Raw genomic sequence first — 14,014 nt, 5'->3', positions numbered from 1 at the left:
AAAAACTGAATAATCAATTTAGATATTACCCAATTATCAAATTAAGTCGAATCCATATACTGACCCTATCGACATTGTTTAGACCCAGAACGTTATGTGACAGGGAAAAGTTAAACGCCGTAACGCTGTACAACGCACAACAACACGCCCTGCCCAGCCAAGAGATAGGAAACAAAAAATGAAACTGTACATTTATGAACATTGCCCCTTTAGCGCCCGCGTCCGTTTTGTTGCAGGCATGCTGAATATTAAGCTGGATGTCATCAACATTGCTTATAACGACGAGAGCACCACCACAAACCTCATCGGCGCAAAACAAGTTCCTCTTTTGATCAAAGACGATGGTGAAGCCATGGCGGAAAGCTTAGACATCATCAACTACTTCCTTGAATTGGCATCTTCCAGCGAAAACAGCCAACCCTCCAAACCGGTTTTAGACTGGCAAAAACAAGCGTTTTTACCGCTACAAAAAGTCGGGTATCCGCGTTGGTCAAACATGACGTTACCGGAATTTGCAACAGAAACCGCTAAACAAGCATGGCGTGCAAAAAAAGAAACCGAAGCGTTAAATTTTGAAGCTTTGATTAACGATACACCTGCGATTGCGAAAGAAGTCGCCGCTTTGATAGAACAAACCAAACCCTTGCTCAACCTAAGTTCAGAAAAGCAAACGTCACTGGTTGATCAAGCCATTATGTTTTCCATTCTACGCGGCTTTTTCAGTGCGCCCGAAGTGCAATGGGATCCAGCCGTACTTCACTGGATGGCAATCGCTCGTAAAGCGACCAACGTGCCTGTACTTATCTAAGGAGCGCAACATGCAACAAAGAACAAATAAGCTGTTTGAGCCAGCTCAACTGAAATCGTTGTCACTACAAAACCGTATTGTCATGGCACCAATGACTCGCGCACGCACCACTCAGCCGGGCAACATCCCGAATGAGATGATGGCAACGTATTATCAACAGCGCGCTTCTGCCGGGCTGATCATTTCCGAAGCCACGCAAATTTCGGACGATTCTCAAGGCTATTCGTTCACCCCTGGCGTTTACACCGATGCGCAAGTGGCGGGCTGGCAAGGTGTGACCCAAGCGGTCAAATCACAAGGCGCAGCGATGTTTTGTCAGCTATGGCATGTGGGCAGAGTGTCTCACCCAACATTCCAAAATGGTGAACAGCCTATCGCGCCATCTGCGCTCGCTCCGGTAGAGACGCAAGTTTGGATTGCAGATGAACAAGGCAACGGCAATATGGTCGATTGTGTTGAGCCTCGCGCCATGACACAAGCAGATATCAACCGAGTTGTCGGTGATTTCGCGAACGCAGCCAAACGCGCCATTGAATCGGGTTTTGATGGTGTAGAAATCCACGGCGGGAATGGGTATCTGATCGATCAGTTCTTAAGAACCAACTCAAACCATCGAACAGACAACTACGGCGGTTCACGAGAAAATCGTATCCGTTTTCTTATCGAAGTAGTGGAGGCAGTTATCGCCGCTGTTGGTGCGCATCGAGTTGGAGTGAGATTGGCACCATTCATTACCTTTAAAGATATGGACTGCCCAGATATCGTGCCAACGATCTTAGAGGCATCAAAACAGCTACAGGAGCGCGACATTGCCTACTTGCACTTGTCCGAGGCCGATTGGGCCGATGCACCAACGATTCCAGAGACGTTCCGAATCGAACTTAGAAAGCGCTTTCGCAACGCTATCATTGTCGCAGGTCGCTACAATCCTCAACGAGCAAACGAAGTGTTAGAGAAAGGCTACGCGGATCTTGTCGCATTCGGACGGCCATTCGTAGCAAACCCAGACTTAGTCTCTCGCTTGCAACATCACCATCCGTTGGCAGAACTCGATGGCTCAACGTTGTTTGGCGGAAACGAACGAGGCTACACCGATTACCCTGCTCTGCAACAGGAATGCGCAGAACAGGCCTAACAAAAAAGCCCCAACCTAGCTGCTACGGTTGGGGCTGTCACCAAACTAAAATTGGTTTTAGCTAGCTTAATCTGGCTAAGAGTTAAATCACTTCTAACGCGCCGCTGCGCCAAGGTTCGATAACGACTTTGATGTGATCATTTGGCGTCATTAACTTTGTAAATGCGTCTTCGACACCATCGATTCCCACTTTGGCGGTGAGCATTTTCTGCCAAGGCAACTTATGTTCGGCAATCGCTTGTAGGCATTGCTCAAACTCGTGCGGTTGGTAGTAGTAAGAGAATCTCAAATCGAGCTCTTTTACCGTCGCGTACGCGTAGTTAATGATTGCGGGTGTCGTATGGATACCCGAGATGACGATTCGCGCTCGGGCAGGAGCGCGGCGCAGAAAATCGTCAATCAAGGTATGCTTGCCAACACACTCATAAATGACCAGGCGTGAATTCATCGCGTACTGCTCACCAACGGCGATCTCGTCTTCCTTGGTCGGGTTGATCAATCGATTTGCGCCAAACTCGCTGGCAAGTTGCAGCTTTTCTTCCTGAAGATCGACCGCAAGAATATTGCTGACGCCACGTTGTTTCAGTGCAGCAATCACCGCCAGCCCTATAGGGCCGCAACCGACAACCAGCGCTGTTTCTTCCGTTTCGATTTCACTGCGGTTGACCGCGTGCAAACCGACCGCTAGTGGTTCGGTTAATGCCGCCGCCTCAGACGGCATTCCGTCTGGGACAGGTAGCAATAACGCTTCATCAAGCAGGAAGTACTCAGAGTAAGCGCCATAAGTACCCGGAGTAACACCAACGCCCACGCCATTTTGACTGAGTAACATCGGCACTGAGGTGACTCGGCTACCAACAGCCAACGTTTGCTGCGTATCGGCACCGTATTCGATAATTTCCGCACAGAACTCGTGCCCTAACATCACTTGAGCGTGCTCACCGGATTCATCAGGTATCAACCCGAGCTGGTGGAATACATCAAATACCTCATCCGCGTGTCGAGTAATGTGAAGGTCGGAGCCACAAATGCCACAGGCAAGGCTGCGAACCAACACTTGTCCCGCTGCGGGTTGAGGGATTTCGACTTGCTTCAGGCGGACACTACCATCCTGCATTACGATACTGTTCATCTGTTGCATGGGGTTACTCCGCAAGCTCATCACTCAGGGCAGCAATCGCACCCGGTTTGATATAGCGCGCAGTGAAGCCTTGCACTTTGGCAGCGGCAACCACCACTTGCTCAATCCAACCTGCATCCATGATGTTGATGAAGTTACCCTCTTCGTCAAAGTTAATGTTCGCACCTTGGATCACCATAAAGCCATCTGCACCACCCGACTCTTCTGGACAGTGAAAGGTATGAATCGAACCGCCCGGCTCATATAAGTAGCTACCAGAGGTTTGGACTTGATCTGGGTACTCAATGTAGTGCCAAGCGCCACTCAGCGTATAGAAATGCACCACACCAGTGTGGAAGTGCTTAGGCAGAGTGATACCTGATTTGAACTTGGCGCGAATCACCCAAGTCCCGTTTTCTGGGTCAAGAAACAATGGGTAAACATCCACACCCGGTAGCGCGTCTTTGATGATCGACTCTTCATTGATATTAAGAGTTAATAAGAAATCTTGGTGCTGAATAACTTCTGGTAATGACATAACTTACATCCTCGCTATTGCTGTAATGTGGCGTACTCGCCTATCCCATAAGTGGGTACTTAAAATTCTCGAAACCGTCAGATGCGCTGATGGTACAACCGTTGATACAGTTGGCTTTCTCGCTGACCAGAAACGCCACCACATCAGCAATCTCTTCTGGTTGTGTGAAGTTTTGACGCATCTGTTCTTTGCGGATGTGGTCCCACAGGCCAATCTCTTCGTATTGCCTTAACATCGGAGTATCAACGCGTCCCGGAGCGACAGCGCAAACACGAATACCCAATGGTGCGAGTTCTAATGCGGCGCATTTGGTCATCATATCGACTGCGGCTTTACTGACGTTGTAGGTAAAGGTCATCTCAGACGCCATTCGTGCGTAAACAGAAGAAGTATTGAGGATCACGCCCGGCGTGCCTTGCGCTTGGAATTGTCTTCCAGAGGCAAGAATGCCGTAGTAAACGCCATTTTGGTTGACCTTAGAGATCGGCTCAAAATCGACAATTGGGTCGTGGTCAAGCAGAGGTTTCGGTGCACCGATGCCCGCGTTGTTGACCATGATGTCAAGCGAGCCAAACTGTTCAACCGCGCACTTCACCATAGCTTCAACTTGTTGGTAATCGGTGACGTCCGCGACAAAGGTTCCCAACTGCTTTGGGTCAAAACTTGTGTACATTTGCAGTGATTGTTCTGAAATATCGACAGCAAGCACTTTGGCTCCTTGCTCTCTCAGCTTTGCAATGATGGCTTGGCCAATTCCACCAGCTGCCCCAGTCACAATGGCCGTTTTATTGATAAGTTCCATACACCTTCTCATCCATGCTTTGTTGTTATCAAAATGTAACCTAGATCAACTCACTGACACTCACTTGACCTTTTGCGAAGTAAATTTGATACATTGCGACTTACAACCTGTTAACATTTAAAAATCGAGACATGTATATCGTACGAAGTGGCGCTGCCGATAAATTTGATAACTTGGTTTCCGAACTGGGGCAGAATCCGGTTGAGATTATGGCTGCCGTCGGGCTGTCTGCGGCGCAGTTTCGCAATCCCGATACGTATCTCGCCTACCCTAGGCTGGCTGAATTGCTGGAGGAAGCGGCTGCTCGTTGTCAGCAACCGCTGTTTGGCGTGTTGCTCGCCGAGCGTCAAAACCTACAGAGCTTGGGAGACTTACCAATGCTGGTTTCCCGGGCGCAAACGGTCGGTGAAGCCTTGGCGCGGGTGAATGATTTTCTCTATCTGCATTCGTCAGGGGTCACTCTCAACATGACGCCACAAGATGATTGGGTACGGTTGTCGCTCAATATTGATGTGCACAGCGAACGAGGTATCGCGCAGTTGATGCAGCTCAGTGTGTCGCATCTGGCGATGTTTATTGCCAGTCTGCTTGATATTGAAGCAAGTCACTTCGCGCTACATTTGACTCAACACGCAACATTGGAAGTAGAAAAAAGCAAGTTTGCCCAGCAGAACAAACTGCGTTTCGGTGATAAGTTTGACGGTATCCTACTTAAAGCGACTCTGCTTAACGCTAAGAACCACCAAGATGAAGACGCACTAGAGCGCCATTTTCAACAGCACCTCAAAGAGCTGCAAACCCGTTACCCCAACAATCTCAGTGACCAAGCAGCAAACATGATTGGCCGTTTGCTATCGACCGGAGAATGCAGCGTGGAGCGTGTCGCCAGAGCATTGGATTTACACCCGAGAATGCTGCAAAGCAAGCTAAAGCAGCAGGGCACGAGTTATCGACAGCTACTGCAGCAAGTGCGTCAGGATTTCGCCGAGCAGCGTTTAAGTGAGAATATTCAGAGTATTACCGATATCGCGTTGCAACTGGGCTATGCAGAAACTGCGGTATTCAGCCGCCACTTTCGTCGCTGGACGGGAAAATCGCCAAGGCAATGGCGACAAGAAAAAACTCAGTTACAAACGTTTAAGCCCATCAGTTAAAAGCATAAATAACCTATCGTTCAAACCAAAAAGTGTGAGGTGGGAGGGTTGGTATCGAGAATTTCAGCAATCACAGATAACCCGTGTTTGATGTAGCCTCGGTTTGTTTCTGCTCCCAAGCTGATTCGCACGTAAGGCATTGGCTGATTAGTATCGAGAACAAACGGTTTATATCCAGTGATCTGCACCCCTGAACGCTTAGCCGAAGCAACCAGATCATCGCTATTCCACTGCTCGGGTAGTCTCAACCAAATGTGCTGTCCATTCGGGTGCGAGCTATAAACATGCCCTTCTAAAGCGGCTTTTGCTATTCGCTGTCGCTTGGCAAACTCATTGACTTGAAAGCGAATAAGTCGATTTAACGTACCGTTTTCGATCCACAAATGAGCAACTTCAAATGGTAATGGAGTCGCAGACCAACTCGTTGCCGCTAAACGACCAATCGCGTGCTGCAAAAAATGACGTGGGACCGTCAGATAGCCAGTGCGCATGCCTGGCGCTACAACTTTGGTTAAACTGGTGACATAGAAAGCTTGTTCGGGTAACAATGTGGCAAGGGGTGGGACACGGTTAGGTTCTAGTGCTCCATACACGTCATCTTCAATTACATAGATGTCGTATTGCTGCGCAATATTCGCTATCGCCTCTCGGCGTTCAACATCCATATGCGCACTAGTCGGGTTAGCCATGCTCGGTGTGCAACACAATACCTTGATTGGTTTGTGTTTACATGCCCATTCAAATGCATCCGGCGTTATACCAAACTCATCCATTTCAAGTGGTTGCAACTTAAATCCAAGCATTCTCGAGCGAGAGATCAAGCCATGATCAACCAAGTGACCACAAGCAACTAAATCGCCGTGTTCAACAACTGTGCTTAAAGCCAACGTTAAACCATGGCATGCGCCATTTGTGAGTAATATTTGATCGGCACCCACATCCAATCCTTGGCTACTTAGAAATCGTGCTCCTGACTCAATATGATGAGGCTGACCTGTTACCGGCTTTGCTTTACTGATCAAACCACGATTGTTTGTTTGCCCAGCAATCTCCATTAACGCCTGATTAAAAAGCGTAATGTGGCGATCGGTCACCACTGGATGTGCAATCGACATATCAATTTCATCCGGCGTTTCTTTCATCTCTTGTGTCAGCATGAACTCCGTGTCCGTACTTTCATCCACAAAACCTGATTTGACAAAAGTACCATTCCCAACCCAAGACTCGATCGCCCCTTTTTTCTCTGCATAACCATATGCATGGCTCACCGTTTGTACGCTGACGCCAATTTGCTCTGCAAACTCACGATGTGTGGGTAATCGAGTCCCCGGTTTTAGATAACCACTGCGGACACATTCGACAAGATAGTTACCAATGGAGATGTATTTAGCGGTGCCTGGCCGAATGATCGGGTTCAAAGAAATTGTCATGACACAATATTTTAATTGATTCATTTTTAACGCTCATTGTAACTTCCGTTTAACAAATGGCGAACTTTAACTCACAAAACGAGGTGAAATGCACAAAAATAAACCACAATTGTAATGATTGACATGAAATGTATGGGTTAAACAAACATGTTAAACAGCATCGTTCAATCCAAATACAACCCCAGAGGTAAATTGCAATCATTTTTAACGCAGATCTGGCTAGCTGGTAGAAGGTAGAAATACCTCAGCGTCTCCGAAGGCCCATAAGGCGTCGGATTTCTAACAAGGAGAAAATATGAGAGGCGTTGCTTTGCATTTTACACTGGATGAGTTCCAGGATCGGTTAACGAAAGTTCGGCAATCGATGGAAGAAAGAGAATTGGATGTCCTTATCATTCATGACCCTTCTAACATGGCGTGGCTGACAGGCTATGATGGGTGGTCTTTTTACGTGCCACAATGTGTCGTTGTTGGTCCATCTGATGAACCTGTTTGGTTTGGACGCTGCCAAGATGCCAACGGAGCATACAGGACTGCGTATATGTCGGCAGAAAACATTACCTACTATCCAGACCATTATGTAATGAACCCGCCGTTACACCCGATGGATTTCCTAGTCGAAGCCGTACTGGCTCCGCGCCTTTGGGATCGTGGTCGTATCGGCGTAGAAAAAGATAACTATTACTTTAGCGCCACCGCTTACGAATCACTCACTACGCACCTACCGAATGCTCAACTTCTCGATGCAACCGGACTAGTCAACTGGTGCCGCGCCGTTAAATCCGATCAAGAACTGGCGTACATGTACCGTGCCGCTCGCATTGTTGAAAATATGCACCGCGTCGCGTTCGACATGATTGAACCAGGATTACCGAAACACCACCTTGTTGCCGAGATTAACCGCCAAGCCGTGCTCGGGCATGAAGACCACTTTGGCGATTACACCGCGATTGTGCCGCTTTTGCCATCAGGTTCTGATGCTTCCGCACCTCACCTGACTTGGGATGACAGACCCTTCAAGAAAGGCGAAGGGACGTTTTTTGAAATCGCAGGGGCGCACCGACGTTACCATTGCCCACTCTCACGCACTATTTTTCTTGGCGAGCCTGACGACAAGTTCAAACGAGCCGACGAAGCCCTAACTTTAGGACTTGAAGCAGGCCTAAAAGTGGCAAAGCCCGGAAATACCTGCGCCGACATCGCCAATGCACTAAACCAGGTTCTCGATAAAGCGGGATTCTCACGCGAAGGCGCCCGTTGTGGCTATCCAATAGGTTTGAGCTACCCGCCAGATTGGGGGGAACGAACCATGAGTTTGCGAGACACCGATAAAACCATCTTGAGAGAAGGCATGACATTCCATTTTATGCCGGGGCTGTGGTTCAAAGATTGGGGGTTAGAAACAACGGAAAGTATCGTCATTACCCATGATGGAGCAAAAACGCTGTGTGACTTTCCACGCCACTTATTTGTTAAACACTAATTTTTCAAACCTCAGGCTCTGTTGAGCTAGGTCTGAGAACTAAAAGGACTTGATATGCAAAAAAGCTCGATCACAGCCACCATAGACTTTGACCGAGAAGGTGTACAGCACGGCTTTTTAACGCTGCCCTATTCACATGACGACTCTGCTTGGGGAAGTATTATGATACCTATCACCGTGATCAAAAATGGTCACGGACCAACCGCACTGCTTACTGGCGGTAATCACGGAGACGAATACGAAGGCATCACCAGCCTGCTAAAATTGACGAACTCGCTTCAGGCAGATCAAATCCAAGGTCGTGTCATTATTGTACCCATGATGAACTTACCTGCGGTACAAAATGCCTCACGTACGTCGTTTATCGATAAAGGGAATTTAAATCGCAGCTTTCCCGGCAACCCCACAGGCACAGTGACCGAGAAAATTGCGGATTATTTTACTCGTTACCTAGTTCCTAAGTGCGATTTTGCGTTAGACATTCACTCAGGTGGTAAAACGTTAGATATCGTTCCGTTCGCCGCTGCCCATCGTCTCGACAATCTCGATCAAGAAGAAGCCTGCATATTAGGTGCAAAACTGTTTGGCGCACCTTACACCATGATCTTGCTCGAAATGGACGCCACCAGCCTGTATGACACTGCCGTGGAGTCTCAGGGAAAAATCTTTGTTACCACCGAACTAAGAGGAGGCGGAACCAGCACTCCAGAAACCATCGCTTATTCCGACCGTGGCATTCGCAACTTCTTACGCTTCTCAGGCAACTTGCCCGGTGACTACGAACAACCAACCCAACCAACTAAGTTATTAGATATGCCTGATGCAAGTTGTTATGTGCAAAGCCAGCACCACGGCATCACAGAATACTTATTTGATCTTGGCGATACCGTCAAAAAGGGCGATGTATTAGTGAGAATCTTCTCGACCGAGCGCACAGGTACCGCCCCCGTTGAGTACAAGTCACAGCGCAATGGTATTTTCGCGGCGCGTCGTTTTCCTGCTATGGTGAATATCGGTGACACTATCGCAGTTATAGCCGAAGACTGCGGCGAGATAGGCTGATTGAAAAGCCAACTAAAGAAATCAAAACAAATGGCATACCAGAAGCAAACTGGAAAGCACCTTATAACAGCGACCAGTCATCAGCCTTTCATGAAATGATTAGTATTCTACAGGGAGACTCATTATGCGCCTCGATCGCTACGACGTAAAAATTCTACAAATACTTCATGATAATGGTCGTATCACCAAATCTCACCTTGCCGAGGCCATCAACCTATCCGTGAGCCCTTGCTGGGAGCGCGTCAAAAAACTGGAAGAAGCAGGCATCATTGAAGGCTACGGAGCAAGAGTAAATACCGATATTTTGTTCAAACGAACGTCGGTTATGGTTGAAGTTACGCTCAAAGAACACAACGCCCAAGCGTTCAAACGCTTCGAGCAACTGGTTCAACATTCACCAGAAGTCACTGATTGCTATGCCACGGGCGGTGGTGTCGATTACATCCTTAAAATTCAGTCAGAAGATATCGACCAATATCAGCGGCTTATCGACAGCTGGTTAGACTCAGATGTGGGCATTGAGCGCTACTTTACTTACATTGTGACAAAAACAATCAAACGTGATGCGGGCACATTCGAAGTAAACCAAAACGCTTTGTTATAAAAGGGAAAATGCGCATCAGACGTGAACAGAAAAAACACCATATTTAACGGCACTAAAAAGAAAGTTCTGACGTTTTAAACCTCGGTATCAGAAATTATTTCGGTCACTGCTCCATTACAGTTTCATTATGGACAACGATGCTGGGAGAAGGACTCATGACAGCACTGCACAGCTTACATGCAGAGGAATTAAAAGCCTCGCACGACATGATGGCGATAATGAAAGACGTACGTTTGGTGAGAGGTTTAGCGTACGTAAATGGCAAATGGGTAAGTGGTGATCAATTTCATCCGGTGGATAATCCAGCAGATGGCACGGTCATCGGTTACATCACTAAGCTTTCTCAGCAACAACTCTATCAAGCGATTGATGAAGCCGACCAAGCCTTTCGTCAATGGCGAAAAATGCAAGCAGAAGAGCGCGCTGAAATTCTCATGCGTTGGCACGACCTGATTCTAGAATCAAAGCAAGATCTTGCTCATTTGATGGTGATGGAGCAAGGAAAAATACTAGGTGATGCTGTAGGTGAGATTGACTACGGCGCATCCTTTGTTCGTTGGTTTGCCGAAGAATCACGCCGCTGTTATGGCGAAACCATCCCAAGTCATATTCCGAATGCGCAGCTATCAACGGTGCGCGAGCCAATTGGTGTCGCAGCACTGATTACGCCATGGAACTTTCCTAATGCCATGATCACACGCAAAGCCGCAGCCGCACTAGCAATAGGCTGTCCGGTGCTCATTAAGCCCGCCAGTGAAACGCCTTTTTCTGCGTTAGCGTTGGCAGAGTTAGCAGACCGAGCTGGCTTTCCACCTGGTGTATTTAACGTGATCACTGGCGATGCGGTGATGGTGTCACAAACCTTGTGTCACTCCGATAAAGTCAAAGCGCTCTCGTTCACAGGCTCAACTCGAGTAGGCAAACTATTGCTACGCGACGCGGCACAAACCGTGAAGAAGTGCAGTATGGAGCTAGGTGGTAACGCCCCTTTCATCGTGCTGCCAGATATGGATGTCGAGCAAGCAGCCAAAGCCGCCGTGGATGCGAAGTTTCAAACCGCAGGACAAGACTGCTTGGCCGCAAACCGTATTTTCGTCCCTGACGATAAGTACGAAGCGTTTTTGGAAGCGTTTGCCAAGGAAATGAGCCACATCGTTTTAGGCAATGGCTTAGACGAAAAAACCACCATGGGACCGCTTATTAATCGCACTGCGGTGGATAAAGCGCATGATTTGGTGCGTGATGCGCTCGACAAAGGCGCGCGATTGGTAGCGGGATACCACCAGCCCGTACCAGGCGAAAACTTCTTCGCGCCGACATTGCTAGCCGATGTAACCCCTGAAATGGCGGTGTATCGCGAAGAGAATTTTTGTCCTGTGGCAGGCGTATTGCCTTACCAAGACTTAGATACCGTGATTGAAATGAGCAACGACACTGAGTACGGCTTAGCTGCCTATGTTTATGGTCACGATATTCACCAAATTTGGCACTGCATGCGCGGTTTGGAGTTTGGCATGGTGAGCGTGAACTCCGTCAAAATGACAGGGCACCCTATCCCATTCGGCGGCGTGAAACAGTCTGGTCTTGGACGAGAAGGAAGCCGTCACGGATTTGAAGAATACAGCGAAATCAAATACTGCTGCTTAGGCGCTTTACCAACCGTCAGTGGCAGTTGAGACACGAAATATGGATATCCAATTATTCGAGGAGAAGGATCATGAGTAACAAAACCCAACAACTTTTAGAGATCGATCGTCAGAGAGTATTTCATGCCTCAACCCACCTGAAGCAGTATGCGGCCGGGGAGCTTCCGGGAAGAATTATCTCGAGCGGAAGCGGAATACGCATCACCGATTCAGAAGGCATCGAGCTGATAGACGGCTTTGCCGGGTTGTATTGTGTAAACATTGGCTATGGCAGGACCGAAATGGCCGATGCGATTTATGAGCAAGCCAAAGAACTGGCGTACTACCACACGTACGTCGGTCATACGAACGAAGCGCTCGTGACACTGTCAGATCGCATCATCAAAATGGCGCCTGAAGGCATGAGCAAAGTTTACTACGGCATGTCAGGCAGCGACGCGAACGAAACTCAACTTAAGTTGGTATGGTATTACAACAATGCTCGTGGTCTACCAGAGAAGAAAAAAATCATTTCGCGTGACCGCGGCTACCATGGTTCGAGTATCGCGTCCGGTTCAATGACAGGTTTGCCGCTGTTCCACGCCCATTTTGATTTACCACTTGAGCGTATCAAACACACCATCGCGCCATATTATTATCGCCGTGAAGACGAGAGTATGTCTGAGCTCGAATTCTCTCAATATTGCGCAGATCAACTCGAAGCGATGATCTTGGAAGAAGGCCCAGAAAAGGTAGCAGCAATGATTGCAGAACCAGTGCTCGGTACTGGCGGTATTGTGCCACCACCAGCAGGGTACTGGCAGGCGATTCGCAAAGTGCTCGACAAATACGATGTACTCTTGATTGCGGATGAAGTGGTGTGTGGCTTTGGTCGCCTCGGCTCCGATTTTGGCTCACTGCACTACGACATGAAACCAGATCTCATCACGGTAGCGAAAGGGTTAACCTCAGCGTATCAACCGCTGTCTGGCGTGATCGTCGGTGAACGAGTTTGGAGTGTGCTAGAAAACGGCACCGACCAATGGGGCGCTATCGGACACGGTTATACCTACTCTGGTCACCCAATGGGAGCGGCAGCCGCGAACTGCAACCTCGATATCATTGAACGTGAAGGCTTGGTAAAAAACGCGGCCGAAGTCGGCGCTTACTTGCAGCAACGCATGGCGGAGACGTTTAGCGATCATCCATTGGTCGGTGATACTCGTGGCGTTGGCTTGTTGCATGCGTTGGAGTTTTCTTCAGACAAGCTCCGCCGTGCACACTTTGATCCAAACTTGAAAGTAGGCCCGCAAATCGCGGCGGCCTGTTTAGAGCAAGGCTTAATCGCTCGCGCTATGCCACATGGTGACATCCTCGGTTTTGCTCCACCGCTTATCGCGAATCGTAACGATATAGACACCATTGTCGACAAAGCGCATCAAGCGGTAAACAAAGTGATGGATAACCTCGTCACATCTAAACAGTGGCAGCCTTAACCCACCTAGATTTCAGTAATGCTCGCGGGCTTTGGAGAAGGCCCGCTTTGCACTTTCCATTAAAGAGACAACAAGCCAACCAAACATTTTAGACCCATAGAAAGCACTATTATTTACTACAAGTGGCAATAGTGGGTAAAATGCCCAAAATTGCGCACTAACTGGATGAAACATGGCAAAACTTACCCTTCAAGAACAAATGCTGAAAGCTGGCTTAGTTAATGAAAAGAAACTAAAGAAAGCGAAGAAAGGCTCAAAAAAATCACGCGTTCAAGCACGCGAAGTAAAAGCGGCGGTTGAAGAGAATAAACGCCAACAGTTAGAGCGTGATAAACAATTGAGCGAGCAGCAAAATGCTGAGCGATTAAACAAAGAGATCAAAGCGCAGATCAATCAATTGATTGAGATGAACAAGATCGACTTAAAAGATGGCGACATCAAATACAACTTCACTCACGGTACGCTAGTGAAATCACTTTATGTAGATTCACTTATCCGCGAGCAGTTGATCAAAGGTATTTTGGCAATCGCAATTGTTGGTGAAAGCTATGTTGTCATTCCACGTGGAGTAGCGAATAAAATTGCTCAACGTGATGAGTCCGTCATCATCGAACAAAAAGAACCTGAATCGGACATTCCAGCAGAAGACGATCCATACGCAGATTTCGTCGTGCCTGACGATTTGATGTGGTAACAATAAATAATCGATGCATCAACTAAAAGAGCCGCTGATGTAACATCAGCGGCTCTTTTTATA

13 protein-coding genes are annotated in these 14,014 nt (G+C 48.0%); 9 read left to right on the top strand and 4 right to left on the bottom strand.

The window, feature by feature from the left end; genetic code table 11:
- Positions 1-178 precede the first annotated feature (178 nt).
- Together grxB and MTF70_RS07755 are read left to right on the top strand one after the other, a co-directional pair.
- Positions 179-808, top strand: coding sequence for a glutaredoxin 2 (grxB, locus tag MTF70_RS07760; RefSeq protein WP_054729335.1), 630 nt, complete (start codon positions 179-181; stop codon positions 806-808).
- Between the two features lie 10 nt (positions 809-818).
- Entirely contained in the window at positions 819-1,943 is a 1,125-nt protein-coding gene (locus tag MTF70_RS07755; protein ID WP_171342634.1) for an alkene reductase, read from the top strand.
- 82 nt (positions 1,944-2,025) lie between these two features.
- Here MTF70_RS07755 and MTF70_RS07750 read toward each other — a convergent pair whose 3' ends face one another.
- The 3 genes from MTF70_RS07750 to MTF70_RS07740 are packed head-to-tail and all read right to left on the bottom strand — an operon-like array spanning position 2,026 to position 4,403.
- The gene (locus MTF70_RS07750; RefSeq protein WP_205461093.1) at positions 2,026-3,084 is read right to left on the bottom strand and encodes a zinc-binding dehydrogenase; all 1,059 of its coding nucleotides are present in this window, start codon (positions 3,082-3,084) and stop codon (positions 2,026-2,028) included.
- 4 nt (positions 3,085-3,088) lie between these two features.
- On the bottom strand, positions 3,089-3,601 hold the full coding sequence (locus MTF70_RS07745) for a 2,4'-dihydroxyacetophenone dioxygenase family protein (RefSeq protein WP_025767973.1): 513 nt from the start codon (positions 3,599-3,601) through the stop codon (positions 3,089-3,091).
- 40 nt (positions 3,602-3,641) lie between these two features.
- Entirely contained in the window at positions 3,642-4,403 is a 762-nt protein-coding gene (locus MTF70_RS07740) for an SDR family oxidoreductase (protein ID WP_025767974.1), read from the bottom strand.
- Positions 4,404-4,534: 131 nt separating this feature from the next.
- Between MTF70_RS07740 and MTF70_RS07735 the strand changes: the two genes are divergently transcribed.
- On the top strand, positions 4,535-5,557 hold the full coding sequence (locus tag MTF70_RS07735) for an AraC family transcriptional regulator (RefSeq protein WP_025767975.1): 1,023 nt from the start codon (positions 4,535-4,537) through the stop codon (positions 5,555-5,557).
- Positions 5,558-5,577: 20 nt separating this feature from the next.
- Here MTF70_RS07735 and MTF70_RS07730 read toward each other — a convergent pair whose 3' ends face one another.
- Positions 5,578-7,011 (bottom strand): PLP-dependent aminotransferase family protein, encoded by a 1,434-nt coding sequence (locus tag MTF70_RS07730; protein ID WP_080996739.1) that lies wholly within the window; start codon positions 7,009-7,011, stop codon positions 5,578-5,580.
- A gap of 271 nt (positions 7,012-7,282) precedes the next feature.
- Between MTF70_RS07730 and doeA the strand changes: the two genes are divergently transcribed.
- From doeA to MTF70_RS07700, 6 genes are all read left to right on the top strand, one after another.
- Positions 7,283-8,470, top strand: a complete 1,188-nt coding sequence (gene doeA, locus MTF70_RS07725) for an ectoine hydrolase DoeA (protein ID WP_005373780.1) — start codon at positions 7,283-7,285, stop codon at positions 8,468-8,470.
- Between the two features lie 54 nt (positions 8,471-8,524).
- On the top strand, positions 8,525-9,532 hold the full coding sequence (gene doeB / locus MTF70_RS07720) for a N(2)-acetyl-L-2,4-diaminobutanoate deacetylase DoeB (protein ID WP_017633580.1): 1,008 nt from the start codon (positions 8,525-8,527) through the stop codon (positions 9,530-9,532).
- A 124-nt stretch (positions 9,533-9,656) separates the two neighbouring features.
- Positions 9,657-10,136, top strand: a complete 480-nt coding sequence (locus tag MTF70_RS07715; protein WP_017633579.1) for an Lrp/AsnC family transcriptional regulator — start codon at positions 9,657-9,659, stop codon at positions 10,134-10,136.
- A gap of 155 nt (positions 10,137-10,291) precedes the next feature.
- Positions 10,292-11,812 (top strand): NAD-dependent succinate-semialdehyde dehydrogenase, encoded by a 1,521-nt coding sequence (locus MTF70_RS07710; protein WP_017633578.1) that lies wholly within the window; start codon positions 10,292-10,294, stop codon positions 11,810-11,812.
- A gap of 41 nt (positions 11,813-11,853) precedes the next feature.
- Entirely contained in the window at positions 11,854-13,257 is a 1,404-nt protein-coding gene (locus tag MTF70_RS07705) for an aspartate aminotransferase family protein (protein ID WP_205461095.1), read from the top strand.
- Between the two features lie 172 nt (positions 13,258-13,429).
- On the top strand, positions 13,430-13,951 hold the full coding sequence (locus MTF70_RS07700) for a DUF2058 domain-containing protein (protein WP_017633576.1): 522 nt from the start codon (positions 13,430-13,432) through the stop codon (positions 13,949-13,951).
- The last annotated feature ends 63 nt before the right edge of the window (positions 13,952-14,014 follow it).

This window comes from Vibrio sp. 2CM40D (genome assembly GCF_023161825.1).
Classification (GTDB): Bacteria; Pseudomonadota; Gammaproteobacteria; order Enterobacterales; family Vibrionaceae; genus Vibrio; species Vibrio alginolyticus.
The sequence above is the reverse complement of the archived record's forward strand: the minus strand, read 5'-3'. Positions and strand labels throughout refer to the sequence as shown.